Here is a 15,924-nt window from a genome sequence, read left to right as displayed (position 1 = left end):
TCCCTTCTTTGCTACCGTGAGAACATGACGAGGATCACCCTTCCGCCTGCCCCAGGCGAATCTGAGCACCCCAGCCTCGTTCTTGCTAACAGCAGGGTGACGCTGGCCGGCGGTCGCCGAGTCGATGGGCTCGAGAGTCCTGATACAGCCACCGCCTGGCTTATCGAACATGGTCTTGTTCCCTCGGACACCACGCTCCTCCCGTACTGCCAGAACCAGCTGGCCGGATTCCGAGAGACGCTCCGCGATCTGTTCCGAGCACAAGTGGAAGGGCAGGCTCCTCCAGCCGTCGCGCTAGAACACCTGAACTCGGGGTTGATTGCAGCACCGGCGGTCCCGGTCCTCAAGTATGCGCCGGACACGGGCTTCTCCCGCGTGGCTGAGCACCCGACGACGCTGCTGGTTGAGCACGCAATCGCCCAGCTCGCGGAGGATGCAGCGGCGATGTTGAGCGACCAGCAGGTCTCGATGTTGACGCAGTGCGCCGCAGCGCCGTGCGACCGGTTCCTCCTCCGCACGCACGCTCGGCGTCATTGGTGCTCGACCCGGTGCGGCGACAGGGTCCGCGCAGCGCGCGCTTACGAGCGTCGGCAGCGCGCAACCGCGTCGGCGTGAACGGATCGACGCCTCGACGGCGAATGCGCCATGGCTCGAGAGCATGGACTAGCCGCGTTGACGACGCCTCTCGCAATCGACGAAGCCCACAATCCAACCTCACCAACCGATGAGATCCGACTTTCGAGGAGTGCCGCCGCCGGTAGGCGTCGGATCCTGGTCACTCAGCGGGAAAAGGTTCACCCCTTGCGAGCACAGGCCTTGGCGCCTTGCGTCAGGCCGAACTGAGCAAGGAGTGACGTAGTCGTCAGAGACTTGGCATCATCGCTCCTGGCTCAGTCGGTACCTTCGCAGCAGCAATGAGCAACGCAGTACGAGAGACCCATCTATGCGAATGAGCGCTCACCGAAACCAGTTTCGTTCTGGTAGTGAGGACAGCATGACGGTCGACTGCCTTTTGTGAACGACACCCATCGCGGATGTCCTGACGGCTCCTCGATCCCGGGGGTGGCGGATGCTCGCCCTCGCGGTCGCTGGGGCGATCGCCTGCGGTGCCGCAGCGGCCGCCGGATCGGCACTGGCGGTGGAACCGGCCGAGGCGACGCCTCAGAGTGCAGCGGCGTCCTTGACCTCGCAGGACACGACCGCGTGGCTCGACGGGATGCTGCCCGCCGCCCTTGAACGCGAGGGGATCGCCGGTGCCGTGGTGTCGGTGGTGAGCGGCGGTGAGATCCTGGCTGAGCGCGGCTACGGCGTGTCGAAGGCCGCCACCGGGACGGCGGAGCCCGCGACGGTCGACGTCGACCGGACGCTGTTCAGGATCGGCTCCGTGTCGAAGCTGATCACGGCGACCGCGGTCATGCAGCAGGTCGAAGCGGGTGCCGTCGATCTGGACGAACCCGTCCAGTCCTACCTCGACTTCACCCTGCCGGTGACGTTCGACACCCCCGTCACCCTCCGTCACCTCCTGACGCACACCGCCGGCTTCGAGGACCAGCTGGGCGGCCTCATCGCCTCGGCACCCGCTCAGCCGAAGCCCCGATGTCCTGAGCGTGGAACTCCTCCGCTCCGGCTCCGGACGAGGGGGCCGGAGCGGAGGGCTACACCGTCAGCGGCGCCCGGTTCAACCGAACAGTCGGGCAAAGAAGCCTCGTGACGGTTCCTTCGGGTGACCCGAACAGCGGTCACGATTCGGCACCCCCTTCATGACCTGATCGACGTGCTGACCGCAGCCGCTCCAGGTAGTCTTCCCGCAGGTACGGCAGATGACAGCTCTGCACATGGTGTTCTCCTCGATCTCGATAGAGCTGGTGGCCGTGAACCGCGGATGCGCGGAGCGTCAAGCGAGCATGAGGAAGATCTTCTCGAGCTCTTCGGTCGTCAACCGCTCCCCCGGCGTCCGATCCTCCGCCTCTGCGGCGTCTGCGTCCAAGCAGTCCTTCATCGCTGCTGCGACGATCGCGAACCCGGCCCGGTCGAGAGCGCTGGACACCGCGGCCAGCTGAGTGACCACGTCTCGGCACGGATGCCCGTTCTCGACTGCTGCGATGACCGCGTCGAGCGATCCTCGGGCACGACGGAGCCGGTTGGCGATCTTTCGTTGTTGCTGTTCGGGGCTATCGGTCACGGCAGATCTCCTTCGGATCGGTGGTCTTGTCGGCGCTGCTCGGTGTGAACGGTGGTCGTTCGGCGTCCATCATGCACGCACGAGCTCGCCTCGATCGGCTCGGAGGCCGCGGAGCGTTGCGATTCCCCCGGACAAGGATGCCGAGTCGAATCCGCTCTGGGACAGGATTCGATGCACTATATGCGAGCGGACTCCGGAGGCGCAGAACACGCGGACCGGCCGTCCGGCCGCATCGCGACGAACCTCGTCGAGTCGATCACGGAGCTCGGCGTGAGGCACATTCATCGTCCCGGGCACCGGGTCCGCCGCCACTTCGGCTCGCGTCCGCACATCGAGCACGAGCGCGAAGTCCCGAACGGACTCCAGATCCTGGGCGTACCAGAGACGAAGCATTCCGGACCGCACGTTCGCGCCGACCATACCGACGAGGTTGACCGGGTCCTTCGCCTGGCCGAACGGCGGCGAGTAGGCCAGGTCGAGGTCAACGAGATCCTCGACCCGCATTCCGGCACGGAGTGCCGTCGCCAGGACATCGATCCGCTTGTCCACGCCCTCCCGACCGAGGGCCTGGGCCCCGAGGAGCCGACCGTCGCGTGAAGCGAAGTGGACGATCAGATGCACCTGCGAGGCACCGGGGAAATAGCCGGCGTGCTGGTTCGGGTGCAGATGGACGGTTTCGAAGGCGATGCCGGCCGCCCGGAGTTCGGTTCGATTCGCACCGGTGAGCGCAGCGGCGAGGTCGCCGACGCGGACGATCGCCGTGCCCATCGCCGTCGGGATCGGGCGGGCGTCCGCCGGGCTGAGGATATGGTCCGCGACCAACCGCCCGGCGCGGTTCGCGGGCCCGGCCAGCGCCACCGGCCGACGGACGCCGGTGATGGCATCGATGCTCACCGCGGCGTCACCGACGGCCCAGATGTGCGGATCGGAGGTCTGTCCATGGTCGTCGACGATGATCCCACCGTCTCCGACCACGATGCCCGCCTCCTCGACGAAGCCGATATCCGGCCTGACGCCAGTCGCGAGCACGATGATGTCTGCCGACACCCGCGAACCGTCGGAGAGGACGACGACGTCGGACGCCTCGCCGGATTCGACAGCCATGGCCGTCGTCCCGTCGCGCAGCTCGACGCCGATGCGGCGCAGCTCTGCCGACAGCTCCATCTCGAACTCCTCCTCGAGTGGCGACAGGAGGCGCGAGGCCCGGCCGACGAGGGTGACGCGGACTTCCGCCCCCGCGAGCGATTCGGCCGCCTCCACGCCGATGAAGCCGGAGCCGAGCACGACGGCGTGCCGCGCACCCGCTTCGAGCCGATTCCGGAGCTCGACCGCATCGGCCACAGTTCGCAGCGTGCGCACGCGAGGTGAATCGAGACCGGGGATATCCGGACGCACGGCGACGGCCCCCGGTGACAGCACGAGCGCGTCGTAGGTGATCTGCTCGATACCGTCGGGGGTCTGCACGGTGAGCGTCCGCGATCGCGCGTCGATCGAACGCACCTCGTGATTCGTGCGGACGTCGAGGTTGAGCGCCTTCCGGAGGGACTCGGGAGTCTGGACAAGGAGCGAGTCTGCAGATTCGATCTCACCGCCGACGTAATAGGGCAGCCCGCAGTTTGCGAATGAGACATGTTGACCGCGGTCGAGGACGATGATCTCTGCACCCTCGTGGAGTCGGCGCGCGCGAGCTGCGGCGCTCATGCCGCCGGCGACGCCGCCGACGATGACGATCCTCATGCCCGGCCGCCGCTCTGGCCGTCGGCCACCTGCTGCGCAGCCACCTGGGATCGCACGTCGTCCATGTCGAGGCCTCGGGCACCGTCGATGAGCTGTTCGAGCTGACGCTGGTTGAGCGCACCCGGTTGGGCGAAGACCTGGATGCCGTCACGGAAGACCATCAGCGTCGGGATGGAGGTGATCTGGAAGCCAGCGGCGAGCTCCCGCTGGGCCTCGGTGTCGATCTTGCCGAACACGATGTCGGTCTGCTCGTCGGACGCCCGCTCGAAGACCGGACCGAACGCGCGACACGGGCCGCACCACTCCGCCCAGAAGTCGAGCATGACGATTCCGCCCTCTGAGATCGTCTGATCGAGGTTGTCCAGGGTGATTTCACGAGATGTCATGAAGCAATAATACCCCCCGGGGTATTTATTGGATACCTCCAGGGGTATCTTGCTAAGCCCCCGGCCCCATCACGCCTGAGCCGACCGCGCCGTCGCGCAGGAGGTGGAGACAGCCACGGCTCGTTCATCGTCGATCTGGCGGACCGCCTGAGCCAAGGCATGCATCGTGTCGAGGACCGCGCGTAGCTCCCCACCGATCTCGGTGCGTCCGTATTCGACACGCGGAGGGATCTCGGGGTACGCCGTTCGACTGACGACGCCGTAGTCCTCGAAGGCATCGGTGATCACATCACGGAAGCGGCGGACCTGATCATCGAAGCCGACGACTACGTCGCCTCGATCCAACCGGACACGAGCGTAGACGCTCGCTATGAGCAAGTCGTCATGGCGTCCATGGTCGACCCGTCGGGCGCCCTTGCACTCGAACAGAACGGCCAGCGATCCATCGCTCCCTGCCCGACACTCATTCGCAAAGGACTCGCCGTCGACCGCATCATGGTGCTTCTGGCCGAGACCTTCACCAGCTGGGACTATCGTCAAGGCGAGTACTACTGACCCTAGAAAAACTTGGGCCGTTCCATTCCAGACGACTCACCCATGCGCAGCACATCCGACCATCCTGAGGAGTTCCATGCGACGCTGCAGCCGGCGATCACGAACTGCCGGAATCACCCCGTTCCGGTGGACGGAATGACCGACCCTCAGGTGCCCTCGGGGCCGAGGCTGTCTCGGGAGGACGCCTCCAGCCGGATCACGGCCTACGTCTACGGCAACATCGTGATCCTCGCCACGATCGCACCCCTCACAGCGGTGAACGCCGAGAACGGCGGCAGCTTCTGGTACGTGCTCGCCACGGCGTTCACCACCTTCCTGGCGCACACATTCGCCGAATCGATCGGGCGACGCGCCAGGAGCGCCGAGCGGTTGACGCCGGCGATCATCCGCGCTGAGCTGCGCGACTCCCTCCCGGTGCTGACGTCGGCCTTCTTCCCGGCGGCGGTGTTGGGTCTCGCCTGGGTGAGCAACGTCTCCGGCTTCCTGGCGGAGGTCACCGCCCTCACCTACCTGATCGTGCGGCTCGCGCTGATCGGCCCGGTTGTCGCTCGGATCCGGCAGGAGCGCCCGTCGTTCCGCACCTTCGCTGCCGGGATCCTGCTCGCCATGGTCGGTGCCGCGGTCGCCCTCGTCAAGGTTGTTCTCGGGTCCTGACCATATGTGCCAGATCACGAGCAACGTTGGGCAGCTCTGGATCGCATGTGGTCATGGACCGGCATCGCCGAGCCGGGCTCGATGCGGGCCTCGGCGACCATCTGGGACGACAGCCGCGGCGCTCACAGGGCATACTGACCCGCGGTGAGCGGCATCAGCCTGAGCGTAGGAGGAACTGTCGTCGCATCGTCGGATGAGGACGGTTGCCGGGCCGGAGTCACACCGTTCGCGAGTCCTCCGCGGCCGAAACCGACCCGATCGGACTGAGAACTCACCTCGACGGGTCAGCGTCCTGACCGTACGGCACTCGCGCTGCAGTCAGCGCTCGGATCGGCGCGGACGGAGGCAGCGGGCCCAGTCCGCTTTGTGATCCGCCCGGCCAGGAATCGGAACTGCTGCCGGCGATGCCGTCGGTGCATGAGGTTACGGCAACCTGCCGGAACCGCTGGCGCGCAGCCGTGCGAAGGGCCGGGCGGAACGGCATTCGGTCGAGCAGTCGACTCGGTTTAGGCAGCTTCCCCGGAGAAATCGTCTTCGACGTGGAAGTGGCGTCTGAACGCTCACTAGCTGACGCAATCCGCTGAAGTCCGCCGCTTCGTTCGCTAGGCAGCAAGAGCAGCCAAAGGGCATCCACTCGGCAGCCCAATGACTGATCGGATCATGATGCCAATCGACAAGCTCTTGCTCACCGCCGAAGAAGCAGCGGAATCGCTCGGAGTGGGACGATCCACCGTCTACGACCTCATGAGGTTGGGTCACCTTTCCAGCGTCAAGATCGGACGCGCCAGACGCATCCCCGTCGCAGCGCTGCACCGCTTTGCCCAGCACCTCGCAGGTGAAGACCAGGCGTGAGTCAGCGGGCAAACGGCGAGGGGTCGATCTACAAGCGCACCGATGGGAGATGGACAGGTGCCACCTATGTGTTGGCGCCGGACGGATCACAGAAGCGCCGACAGGTCTACGGTCGCACCAAGGCAGAGGTCGCGGCCAAGGTCCGTGACCTCATCACGCAGACAGACAGCGGTGTGCCGACGGCAGTGTCGGGCTGGACGATGCAGACGTACGCGGCGCACTGGATGCAGCACGTCGCTCCGACCGCGCTCCGCCCGACGACACGCGCCAACTACGAATGGATCCTTGGGAAGCACATACTGCCCGCGCTCGGGACAAAGAAGCTCGAGCAGATCACGCCAGCGCACGTGCGCGAGATGCACACCGCCATCGCCCGCACCGGCGTATCAGCGCACACCGTGCGACTCGCCCACGCAGTGCTGAGAAGCATCCTCGCCGAGGCAGCCAGAGAACAACACATTGCTCGGAACGTCGCCTCGCTTGTCCGAGCACCGAAACTCGATGACTCAGAGGTTGAGCCCTGGACTGCCGAGGATGCCTCGACCTTCCTCGAGTCCAGTCGTGAGTCGCAGTTCGCCGAGATCTATACCCTGGCGCTCACCCTCGGTCTGAGGCGAGGCGAGCTCTTGGGCCTGCGCTGGATTGACATCAACGCCGAACGAACAGAGCTCCGGGTTCGTCAGACGGCACATCGCGCCGGCGTCGGCCAGGGCATGAGCATCGGCCCCACCAAGACCAAGCGCTCCCGACGAACACTCCCCCTGCCCGAACGTGCCGCCGATGCACTGAGACGGCGGCACGCGATCCAAGACGGCGACCGCCGAGCCGCAGGACCAGCGTGGGACGACACGGGGCTGGTCTTCACGACGAAGATCGGCACACCGATCGAGCCCAGCAACCTGCGTCGAACCTTCGACAAGGACATCGCGGCCGCGGGCGTCCGCCGCATCCGTTTTCACGACATGCGCCACACCTGCGCATCCCTGCTCCTCTCGCAGGGCGTGCAGATGCGAGTCGTCATGGAGATCCTTGGACACTCGAACATGGCGATCACCTCCGACATCTACTCGCATGTTGCGCCGGCGACGCTGAAGAGCGCTTCTGCGGCGATGAACTCCGCGCTCACCGACCGAGGCCCGAGCCTCGACTGACCACTGTCGTGCGCCGCGGTTCGTCGGCGTCCGTGGGCGTTGCTGTCAGCCGTTGCTGTCAGCGTTGCTGTCAATCGGGCCCAAAACCACACCTGCCCGCCAGAATTGCGAGGCGATCGTGGATGGATGGAGGCGAGAAAAAAGCCGCTGACCTGGGTTTTCCAGGGCAACGGCCGGGTGATGCTGGTGGAGCCGCCCAAGGGAATCGAACCCTTGACCTTCTCATTACGAGTGAGATGCTCTGCCGACTGAGCTAGGGCGGCGCGTGCGCTGGTCGCCCGGCGCACGAGTATCCATGTTAGCGCAGCTTTTGGACCGTCGTGTACAGCTCGGCGAAAGAACGACGGATCCGCTCGGCGAGGGACCCTGGCGTCGGCGCATCGGCCCAGCAGCGCCAGGCGTGACGCAGGCCGGCGAAGCCCACCATCGTCACCATCCAGCAGCGGTCGAACAGTGCCTCCGCGTCCTCCGCGAGCGTCGGGTCGTCGTTCAGCACCCGCCGCTCGACGACCTTGTACAGGCCCTCCTCGAAGCCTCGCATGCTCGCGATCCGCGCACCCAGCAGGTGCGGGTGGTCGCGCAGCACGTCCTTGCGGAGATGGTGGATCTCGACGTCCTCGTCGGCGTCACCGACGGTCCGGGCCAGGAGCTCCCCCAGATCGGTGAGCACGTCGGTGGCGGGGCCAGCAGTGAGGAAGGCGTGGAGGGCGTCGCCGTCCGGGATCAGCGGGATGTCGCCGATCAGCGCCTCCTCCTTCGTCCCGAAGTAGTTGAAGAAGGTCCGCGGCGAGACCTCCGCCCGACGGCTCACCTCCTCGACCGTCACATTCTCGAGCCCCTGCTCACTCGCGAGCGTCAGCACCGCGTGCTGGATCGCCCGACGCGTCGCGAGCCGCTTCCGCTCGCGGAGCCCGAGTTCAGCCGGCGCCGTCATGGTCATCAGGATCCCGCCGTCAACTGCACATCGGGTCCTTCGACGGCACCGTGCCGTCGATGAGGTACTGGTCGACCGCCTGGTTCACGCAGTCGCTGCCCTTGTTGTAGCCGGTGTGACCCTCACCCTTGTAGGTGATCAGCTGACCCTTGTCGAGCTGCTCCGCGAGGTTCTGCGCCCAGACGTACGGCGTGGCCGGGTCGTTCGTCGTCCCGACGACGAGGATCGGCGCAGCACCCTTCGCGTGGATCTCCCCACGCTCGGTCCGCGTCTGGTACGGCCAGTTGGCGCAGAACGTGTCGCCGTAGGCCATGTACTCACCGATCACGGGAGCCGCCTCCTCCAGCTGCTTCGCCTCGTCGGCCATCTTCGTCTTGTCGTCGTCGTAGCTGTAGTCGAGGCAGTTGATCGCGTTGAAGGCCTCGGTCTGGTTGTCGGCGTACTTGCCGGACTCGTTGCGACCGTTGTAGCCGTCGGCGAACTGGAACGCGATGTCGGTCCCACCCTGCATGACCTCGGCGAACATCTTGCTGAGGTATGGCCACGCATCGGCCTGGTACAGCGGGTAGATGATCGCCGTGAGCAGCGTGTTGCCGCCCAGCTCACGTCCGTCGTCGCCGGGGATCGGGTTCGCGTCGACCTCGTCGAGGAGCGTCTTGATCTCGGTCATCGCACTGTCGACGGAGCCCTTGAACGGGCAGTCCTTGCCCGTCATGCAGTCCTCGAGGTAGGCGCGCAGAGCACTCTCGAAGCCCTTGGCCTGCTCCTTGACGACCTCGAAGTTCGACGTCGACGGGTCGATCGCACCGTCGAGCACGAGGCGCCCGACGTTCTTCGGGAAGAGCTCCGCGTAGGTCGCTCCGAGGAAGGTGCCGTACGAGTACCCGAGGTAGTAGAGCTGCTTGTCGCCGACGGCCGCACGCAGCATGTCGAGGTCCTTCGCAGCGCTCTGCGTGTCGACGAACTCGAGCATCTTGCCCGTCTCCTCCGCACACGCGTCGCCGAAGTCCTTCGCAGCCTTCTCGTTCGCGGCGATCCACTCGTCGGAGCCGCGCTTCCCCGGCGTCACGTCGTACAGGTACGCGTCCATCTCGGAGTCGGTCAGGCAGGTCACCGGCGTCGACTTGCCGACACCGCGGGGATCGAAGCCGACGACGTCGAAGTTCTCCTGGAGGTCCTTGTCGACCGCGAAGTCGAGGCTGTCGGCGACGAGGCTGTAGCCGGAACCACCCGGTCCGCCGGGGTTCATGAAGAGCGAGCCGATCGGCTTGCCGTTCGTCGCCTGGTGACGCACGAGCGCCAGGGAGAGTTCGCCGTCCGAGGGGTTGTCCCAATCGATGGGCGCCTTCGCCGTGGCGCACTCGAAGCCGTCGGCACAGCCGCTGGTCTTCCAGTCGAGCTTCTGCTCGTAGAAGGGCTTCAGCTCGGCGGCGACGTCGCTCGTCGCCGGCGAGGAGGACGACGTCGTCGGCTCGGCGGCCTTCGGTGGCAGGAAGGCCGTCACGCACCCACTCAGGGTGAGTGCCGCGACCGCGAGACCGGCCACCAGGGCGACCCGCGCCGTACGGCGCGCACCGGGACCCCTGCGACGGGGCGCACCGGTCGATCCCGTCGAGTCCGACGGCTGCTGCCTGGGCGAAGTCACAGAGGCTCCCTACCGGACCGCCGACACGAGCATGGCCTCCAAGGCCAGCGCCGGGGCGACGTTCCCTTCGATTCGTGTGCGGGCGACGGAGATCGCCTCCAAGGTTTCGATCGTAACCGCAGGCGTCGTCCGGCGAGCGGCTTCCTCGAGTTCCGGACGCAATTCACGGTTGATGATCGTGGCGTCGTGCCCCAGCTGCAGGAGCACGATGTCGCGGTACAGCGAGAGCAGGTCGACCATGATCCGGTCGAGCCCGTCGCGCAGGCTGCGGGTGGCGCGCCGCTTCTGGTCCTCCTCCATCGCCCGCACCTGCGAGCGGAGGGCCGGTGGGACCGATTGACCGGGCTCGACGCCGAGTGAGCGCAGGGTGCTCTCCCGCTCGGCCTCGTCGCGGAGCGAGGTGTACGCCTTCGCGTCATCGCCCGCCAGCTCGAGGAGGCGACCCGCGGTGACGACCGCCTGGCCGGCGCTCCGGATGTCGAGCACCGCACGGAGCGTGGACTCACGGCGCTGCCGTGCGCCGGGGTCGGTCGCGAGGCGGTGGGCCATGCCGACGTGGCTCTGCGCCTCACGGGCGGCACGCTCGGCGAGGTCGGGCTCCACACCGTCGCGCCGTTCCAGCAGCTCGGCGACGTCGTCGATGGTGGGGACGCCGAGGCGGACCGAGCGGACGCGCGACCGGATGGTGGGCAACAGGTCGGCCTCGCTCGGCGCGCACAGGACCCAGATCGTGCTGCTCGGCGGTTCCTCGAGCGACTTCAAGAGCAGGTTGGAGGTGCGCTCGGTCATGCGGTCGGCGTCCTCGACGACCATGACGCGGAAGCGACCGACGGACGGCGCGCGGTAGGCGTTGCGGACGAGGTCGCGGACCTCGTCGATCGTGATGATGACGCGATCGGTACTCAGTGCGGAGAGGTCGGGATGGGTGCGCGCCTCCACCTGACGACGGGTGACGTCGTCGCCCCCGGGCTCACGACTGAGCAGCGCGGCGGCGAACGCGTAGGCGAGGGTCGACCGGCCGGAACCGGGCGGCCCGGTGATGAGCCAGGCGTGGGTGAGGCCCTTGGGCGTGACCGGGTCCGACGCCGACTGGAGGAGCTCGATCGCGTCGCGTTGACCCGTCAAGTCGGTCCAGGAAGCCATGCGTCCAGGATACCGGGCGGCACCGACCTGAGCCGGCGGGCCCTTCGACAGGCTCAGGGACCGGGAGGATGTGCGCTCAGGGACGGGAACGGTGTGCGCTCAGGGACCAGGAGGATGTGCCCTTCGACAGGCTCAGGAACCGGAGTGGGGTGCGCTCAGGGACCGGGAGGGCATGCGCTCAGAGGAGCGGTGCGATGCGGGCCTGGATGTCGGCGGCGAGTTGCTCGGGTGGGAGCGACGCGTCGACGACGAGGAACCGCTCGGGCTCCGCTGCCGCGAGGGCGAGGAACGACTCCCGCACCCGGGTGTGGAAGTCCTGCGCCTCGGCCTCGAGCCGGTCGAACCGCTTGTTGGCGTTGTCGAGACGACCACGGGCGACGGCGACGTCCAGGTCGAGGAGCACGGTCACGTCGGGCAGGAGGTCCTCGGCGGCCCAGAGCGAGATACCGCGGATCTGCTCGGCGTCGAGCACGCGCCCGCTGCCCTGGTAGGCGACCGACGAGTCGAGGTACCGGTCCTGCAGGACGACCTCGCCCCTCGCGAGGGCCGGGCGCACCACGGTGGCGATGTGGTGAGCACGGTCCGCTGCGTAGAGCAGGGCCTCGGCACGCGGGCTGATGTCGCCTCGGTGATGCAACACGATCTCGCGGATCTCGACACCGAGCTCACTGCCGCCCGGCTCACGGGTTCGGACGACCGTCCGCCCCTGCTGCTCGAACCAGTCGCTCAGGAGTCGAGCCTGCGTCGACTTCCCGACACCGTCGCCGCCCTCGAGGGTGATGAACAGGCCCCGAGGGCGTCCTCCCTCGCTCACGTGACGGCGTCGGCCTTCGCCGCAGCCGCCTTGTTCGCAGCGCGGGTCGCGGCAGCCTTCTTCGCCGCTTCCGAGCGGGCGGTCGACGTGGCCGTCGCGGACTTCGTGGCCGCCGTCTTGGCGGTCCCCGTCTTCGCCGCGGCGGTCTTCTTGGCCGGAGCCTTCTTCGCGGGTGCCTTCTTCGCGGGAGCCTTGCGACCGGCCTTCGGCTTCGCCGGGCCCTTCGCGCGCTTGTCCGCGAGGAGCTGGACCGCTCGCTCGAAGTCGACGTCGTCGACCTCCTCGCCACGCGGGATCGTCGCGTTGGTCACGCCGTCGGTCACGTAGGCGCCGAAGCGGCCGTCCTTGATCTTGATCGGCTTCCCGCTCTCGGGGTCGGCCTCGAACTCCTTGAGGGCGCTCGACGCCTTCCGGGCTCCGTACTTGGGCTGTGCGAACAGCTCGACGGCACCGGCGAGGTCGACCGCGAAGATGTCGTCCTCGGAGGTGAGCGACCGGGTGTCGGTGCCCTTCTTCAGGTACGGACCGTAGCGACCGTTCTGCGCGAGGATCTCCTCGCCCGACTCGGGGTCGGCTCCGACGACGCGAGGCAGGTCGAGGAGCTTGAGCGCGGTCTCGAGGTCGATGGTCGCGAGGTCCATCGACTTGAAGAGCGACGCGGTGCGGGGCTTCTCGGCCGCCGCCTTCTTCTTGGCGGGGGCCTTCTTCTTGGCACCCGCAGCAGGCTCGGTCACCTCGCCGGTCGCCGTGTCGACGGAGAGCTCCGCCTCGGGCTCCGGGTCGACCTCGGTGATGTACGGGCCGAAGCGTCCGTCCTTCGCGACGATCTCCTTGCCGGTCGTCGGGTTCACGCCGATGACGCGATCGCCGACGACGGGTGCGTCGATGAGCTCGTGCGCCTTCGCGGGCGTCAGCTCGTCGGGCGCGAGGTCCTCGGGCAGGTTGACCCGACGCGGCGTCGGTGCTTCCTCTCCCTCGGCCGGCGGCGGACCGTCGGGCGTGACCTCGAGGTACGGGCCGTACTTGCCGATGCGGAGCGTGACCCCGTCGTCGATGACGATCGAGTTGATGCGGCGGGCGTCGATGTCGCCGAGGTTGTCGATGACCTGACGCAGGCCGCGACCCGAGTCGTCGCCGAAGTAGAAGCCCTTGAGCCAGTCGACGCGGTCGACCGAGCCGCCGGCGATCCGGTCGAGGTCGTTCTCCATCTCAGCGGTGAAGTCGTACTCGACGAGTTCCTCGAAGTACTCCTCCAGGAGACGGACGACGCTGAACGCCACCCAGCTGGGGATGAGCGCCTGGCCGCGCTGCGTCACGTAGCCGCGATCGATGATCGTGGAGATGATCGATGCGAACGTGGACGGTCGCCCGATGCCGAGCTCCTCGAGCCGCTTCACGAGGCTGGCCTCGGTGTAGCGCGGCGGCGGCGAGGTCTCGTGCCCCTTCGCCTCCGGGTCCTCGATGCCGAGCTGCTGGCCTTCGGTGAGGGGCGGCAACTTCGCCTCGGACGCGTCGTCCTGCGAGTTGCGGTCCTCGTCCTGACCCTCTTCGTAGGCGGCGAGGAAGCCGCGGAAGGTGATGACGGTACCGGAAGCGGTGAACTCGGCGCGGCCCACGTCGGTCTTCGACTCGAGCGTGATCGTCGCCGTGGAGCCCTTCGCGTCGGCCATCTGGCTTGCGACGGTGCGCTTCCAGATCAGGTCGTACAGCTTGAAGTCGTTGCCGCGGAGCGTCGAGGCGAGCGAGGACGGCGTGCGGAAGGTGTCGCCCGAGGGACGGATCGCCTCGTGCGCCTCCTGCGCGTTCTTGCTCTTGCCGCTGTAGAGGCGAGGCTTGTCGGGCACCGTCTCGGCACCGTAGAGGGCAGCAGCCTGCTTCCGCGCCGCGTCGATCGCCTGCTTGCTCAGCGACGGCGAGTCGGTACGCATGTACGTGATGTAACCGTTCTCGTACAGCGACTGCGCGACACTCATCGTCTGGCGAGCGGAGAAGCGGAGCTTGCGACCGGCCTCCTGCTGGAGCGTGGAGGTCGTGAAGGGAGCCGCCGGCCGGCGGGAGTACGGCTTGGACTCGACGGAGAGGACGGTCGCCTTGGACTGCTCGAGTGCTGCGGCGAGCGCCGTGGCCCGCTGTTCGTCGAGCGGGACGGCACTGCCCTTGAGCTGTCCGAGGTCGTCGAAGTCGCGGCCGGTGGCGACGCGGTCGCCGTCGAGCCGGACGAGACGCGCGGTGAAGGGCGCTCCGGTGGCGTCGGCTTCGGGGAGGAAGCGGGCGATGACGTCCCAGTAGGAGGCGGCGCGGAAGGCGAGGCGCTCGCGCTCCCGGTCGACGACGAGTCGGGTGGCGGCGGACTGCACGCGTCCGGCGCTCAGTCCGGGGCCGACCTTGCGCCAGAGCACGGGCGAGATCTCGTACCCGTAGAGGCGGTCGAGGATTCGGCGGGTCTCCTGGGCGTCGACGAGGTCGGTGTCGAGGGGCCGCGTCTTGTCCTTCGCGGCGAGGATGGCGTCCTTGGTGATCTCGTGGAAGACCATGCGGCTGACGGGGACCTTGGGCTGCAGGACCTGCAGGAGGTGCCACGCGATGGCCTCGCCTTCGCGGTCCTCATCAGTCGCGAGGAGGAGTTCGTCGGCGTTCTTGAGCGCGCGCTTGAGGTCCGCGACGGTCTTCTTCTTCGCGTCGGAGACGACGTAGTACGGCTCGAAGCCGTTGTCGACGTCGACCGAGAACTTGCCGAGCGAGCCCTTCTTGAGCTCGGCGGGAAGGTTCTTCGGCTCGATGAGGTCGCGGATGTGACCGACCGAGGACAGCACCTCGTAGTCGTCACCGAGATATCCGGCGATCGACTTCATCTTGGTCGGTGACTCTACGATCACGAGTTTCTTGCCTGCCACGAGGCTCCTTCCATCAGGCACACCATACACACGTGCACAGCAGGCTTGTCCAATCGTGGGGCGGCCACGCGCGTGTCCATCCCCTTGCGTTCTGCGGCGTTCGGAGCAGAATGTCTGCCATGAGTACCCAGACGAGTTACACCGTGAAGTTGACCGACGGTCCACTGGAGGGCAAGACGATCAGCGCCCGACTCAGCGACCACGGATCACCGACGCCCACCGTCGACGTGCCGAGCGGCACCGCCGGCAAGGTCTACCGGTACGCCCGGACGACCGGCGAGGAGTACGACCACTCCGGTGCCCCGAGCGCCGTCGACTACCGCTTCCTGGAGGCGGTCTTCACGACCGACTCCGGTCAGGGCTGACCGATCGCACCGCTACCTCTTAATAGGTGGCGGTCGCGGGCACCCCGACGACTGCGCCGGACGCCTCCGGAGGAGGTCCGGCTCTCGCAGCGACCGTGATGGCGCCGAAGGCCGTGTCGACAGTGGCGTCGACGAGGACGGTGACGCCCTCCACACTGCAGGTGCCGAGCGACGCGTCATTGCGCGCCGCGACCATGCGAGCAGTTTCGCAGGGGAAGCCTGGGAGACGGCCGGACGCGGTGTCGGCTGCCGCCAACGCGGCTGCGTCGGCCGCGTTGGCCGCTCGCTGATGAGCGGCGAACAGCGTCACGACGGGCAGACTCGCCAGGAGGACGGCGACCAGGGCGCCGAGGATGCCTGCCGCGAGAACCGACCCGGCCCCGCTCTCCTCCTGGATCCCGTCCTTCGCGTGGAGGACCAGGAGGCGCCACCTCACGCTCATCGGCCGCCGCCCATGGCGCACGAGGATGCCGACACCGGGACGACGCCGGCCAGGCCGGATCCGCCCACCGCGTCGACGCGCACGCAGACGAGGTCGCCCTCCACGCCGCTCGTCATGGTCGCCCCTGGGAGGACGCGCGCGACCCGACCCGCCGCGGTCCCGGCGTCGTC

16 protein-coding genes and 1 tRNA gene are annotated in these 15,924 nt (G+C 67.5%); 6 read left to right on the top strand and 11 right to left on the bottom strand.

The features are described from left to right. The first annotated feature begins 24 nt into the window (after positions 1 to 24). On the top strand, positions 25 to 615 hold the full coding sequence (locus tag IFT89_RS05530) for a CGNR zinc finger domain-containing protein (RefSeq protein WP_202938449.1): 591 nt from the start codon (positions 25 to 27) through the stop codon (positions 613 to 615). Positions 616 to 1,069: 454 nt separating this feature from the next. Further along, on the top strand, positions 1,070 to 1,711 hold the full coding sequence (locus tag IFT89_RS05525) for a serine hydrolase domain-containing protein (RefSeq protein WP_202938448.1): 642 nt from the start codon (positions 1,070 to 1,072) through the stop codon (positions 1,709 to 1,711). 183 nt (positions 1,712 to 1,894) lie between these two features. Here the strand turns inward: IFT89_RS05525 and IFT89_RS05520 are convergent, their stop codons facing one another. The 4 genes from IFT89_RS05520 to IFT89_RS05505 all read right to left on the bottom strand — a co-directional run bounded on the left by IFT89_RS05520 (position 1,895) and on the right by IFT89_RS05505 (position 4,845). After that, a complete protein-coding gene (locus IFT89_RS05520; protein WP_202938447.1) occupies positions 1,895 to 2,182 on the bottom strand; it encodes a metal-sensitive transcriptional regulator in 288 nt (95 codons plus the stop codon). A gap of 69 nt (positions 2,183 to 2,251) precedes the next feature. Then, a complete protein-coding gene (locus tag IFT89_RS05515; protein WP_202938446.1) occupies positions 2,252 to 3,919 on the bottom strand; it encodes an FAD-dependent oxidoreductase in 1,668 nt (555 codons plus the stop codon). After that, a complete protein-coding gene (gene trxA / locus IFT89_RS05510; protein ID WP_202938445.1) occupies positions 3,916 to 4,305 on the bottom strand; it encodes a thioredoxin in 390 nt (129 codons plus the stop codon). Before trxA ends, IFT89_RS05515 begins: the two co-directional genes overlap by 4 nt. A 69-nt stretch (positions 4,306 to 4,374) precedes the next feature. After that, positions 4,375 to 4,845, bottom strand: a complete 471-nt coding sequence (locus tag IFT89_RS05505; protein ID WP_244650608.1) for a winged helix-turn-helix transcriptional regulator — start codon at positions 4,843 to 4,845, stop codon at positions 4,375 to 4,377. 150 nt (positions 4,846 to 4,995) lie between these two features. Between IFT89_RS05505 and IFT89_RS05495 the strand changes: the two genes are divergently transcribed. From IFT89_RS05495 to IFT89_RS05485, 3 genes are all read left to right on the top strand, one after another. Next, the gene (locus IFT89_RS05495) at positions 4,996 to 5,514 is read left to right on the top strand and encodes a hypothetical protein (protein ID WP_202938485.1); all 519 of its coding nucleotides are present in this window, start codon (positions 4,996 to 4,998) and stop codon (positions 5,512 to 5,514) included. A gap of 645 nt (positions 5,515 to 6,159) precedes the next feature. Next, positions 6,160 to 6,366 (top strand): helix-turn-helix domain-containing protein, encoded by a 207-nt coding sequence (locus IFT89_RS05490; protein WP_197977590.1) that lies wholly within the window; start codon positions 6,160 to 6,162, stop codon positions 6,364 to 6,366. 200 nt (positions 6,367 to 6,566) lie between these two features. Next, complete coding sequence (locus tag IFT89_RS05485) at positions 6,567 to 7,517, top strand: site-specific integrase (RefSeq protein ID WP_274598651.1); 951 nt, start codon at positions 6,567 to 6,569, stop codon at positions 7,515 to 7,517. A 187-nt stretch (positions 7,518 to 7,704) separates the two neighbouring features. Here IFT89_RS05485 and IFT89_RS05480 read toward each other — a convergent pair. The 6 genes from IFT89_RS05480 to topA form a co-directional block, all read right to left on the bottom strand. Continuing rightward, positions 7,705 to 7,780, bottom strand: a tRNA-Thr gene (locus tag IFT89_RS05480). 35 nt (positions 7,781 to 7,815) lie between these two features. Next, positions 7,816 to 8,451 (bottom strand): TetR/AcrR family transcriptional regulator, encoded by a 636-nt coding sequence (locus IFT89_RS05475; protein WP_175117477.1) that lies wholly within the window; start codon positions 8,449 to 8,451, stop codon positions 7,816 to 7,818. A gap of 19 nt (positions 8,452 to 8,470) precedes the next feature. Next, the gene (locus IFT89_RS05470) at positions 8,471 to 10,096 is read right to left on the bottom strand and encodes an alpha/beta hydrolase (protein WP_124769879.1); all 1,626 of its coding nucleotides are present in this window, start codon (positions 10,094 to 10,096) and stop codon (positions 8,471 to 8,473) included. Positions 10,097 to 10,105: 9 nt separating this feature from the next. Next, positions 10,106 to 11,239 (bottom strand): DNA polymerase III subunit delta', encoded by a 1,134-nt coding sequence (locus tag IFT89_RS05465; RefSeq protein WP_124769880.1) that lies wholly within the window; start codon positions 11,237 to 11,239, stop codon positions 10,106 to 10,108. Positions 11,240 to 11,417: 178 nt separating this feature from the next. Further along, the gene (gene tmk, locus IFT89_RS05460) at positions 11,418 to 12,053 is read right to left on the bottom strand and encodes a dTMP kinase (RefSeq protein ID WP_124769881.1); all 636 of its coding nucleotides are present in this window, start codon (positions 12,051 to 12,053) and stop codon (positions 11,418 to 11,420) included. Continuing rightward, positions 12,050 to 14,905: a type I DNA topoisomerase gene (topA, locus tag IFT89_RS05455; protein WP_159880371.1), complete on the bottom strand. Its 2,856-nt coding sequence runs from the start codon at positions 14,903 to 14,905 to the stop codon at positions 12,050 to 12,052. The genes tmk and topA overlap by 4 nt, the downstream gene beginning before the upstream one ends. Before the next feature lie 161 nt (positions 14,906 to 15,066). Between topA and IFT89_RS05450 the strand changes: the two genes are divergently transcribed. Then, on the top strand, positions 15,067 to 15,312 hold the full coding sequence (locus tag IFT89_RS05450; protein ID WP_124769882.1) for a hypothetical protein: 246 nt from the start codon (positions 15,067 to 15,069) through the stop codon (positions 15,310 to 15,312). A 19-nt stretch (positions 15,313 to 15,331) separates the two neighbouring features. Here the strand turns inward: IFT89_RS05450 and IFT89_RS05445 are convergent, their stop codons facing one another. Further along, positions 15,332 to 15,754 carry an Rv3654c family TadE-like protein gene (locus tag IFT89_RS05445; RefSeq protein ID WP_202938444.1) on the bottom strand — a complete coding sequence of 141 codons (423 nt, stop codon included), beginning with the start codon at positions 15,752 to 15,754 and terminating at the stop codon, positions 15,332 to 15,334. Positions 15,755 to 15,924 lie beyond the last annotated feature (170 nt).

It is taken from the genome of Plantibacter sp. CFBP 13570, assembly GCF_014841395.1.
Lineage (GTDB): Bacteria > Actinomycetota > Actinomycetes > Actinomycetales > Microbacteriaceae > Plantibacter > Plantibacter auratus.
Note: the sequence above shows the minus strand (reverse complement) of the source record. Positions and strands in the feature narration are given on the sequence as shown.

Coding starts and splice junctions, on each gene's coding strand:
- IFT89_RS05490 (WP_197977590.1), top strand. CDS start 6,160: ATGACTGATCGGATCATGATGCCAATCGACAAGCTCTTGCTCACCGCC.
- IFT89_RS05450 (WP_124769882.1), top strand. CDS start 15,067: ATGAGTACCCAGACGAGTTACACCGTGAAGTTGACCGACGGTCCACTG.
- IFT89_RS05525 (WP_202938448.1), top strand. CDS start 1,070: ATGCTCGCCCTCGCGGTCGCTGGGGCGATCGCCTGCGGTGCCGCAGCG.
- IFT89_RS05515 (WP_202938446.1), bottom strand. CDS start 3,919: ATGAGGATCGTCATCGTCGGCGGCGTCGCCGGCGGCATGAGCGCCGCA.
- trxA (WP_202938445.1), bottom strand. CDS start 4,305: ATGACATCTCGTGAAATCACCCTGGACAACCTCGATCAGACGATCTCA.
- topA (WP_159880371.1), bottom strand. CDS start 14,905: ATGAAGTCGATCGCCGGATATCTCGGTGACGACTACGAGGTGCTGTCC.
- IFT89_RS05485 (WP_274598651.1), top strand. CDS start 6,567: ATGCAGACGTACGCGGCGCACTGGATGCAGCACGTCGCTCCGACCGCG.
- IFT89_RS05465 (WP_124769880.1), bottom strand. CDS start 11,239: ATGGCTTCCTGGACCGACTTGACGGGTCAACGCGACGCGATCGAGCTC.
- IFT89_RS05475 (WP_175117477.1), bottom strand. CDS start 8,451: ATGACGGCGCCGGCTGAACTCGGGCTCCGCGAGCGGAAGCGGCTCGCG.
- IFT89_RS05445 (WP_202938444.1), bottom strand. CDS start 15,754: ATGAGCGTGAGGTGGCGCCTCCTGGTCCTCCACGCGAAGGACGGGATC.
- IFT89_RS05530 (WP_202938449.1), top strand. CDS start 25: ATGACGAGGATCACCCTTCCGCCTGCCCCAGGCGAATCTGAGCACCCC.
- IFT89_RS05495 (WP_202938485.1), top strand. CDS start 4,996: ATGACCGACCCTCAGGTGCCCTCGGGGCCGAGGCTGTCTCGGGAGGAC.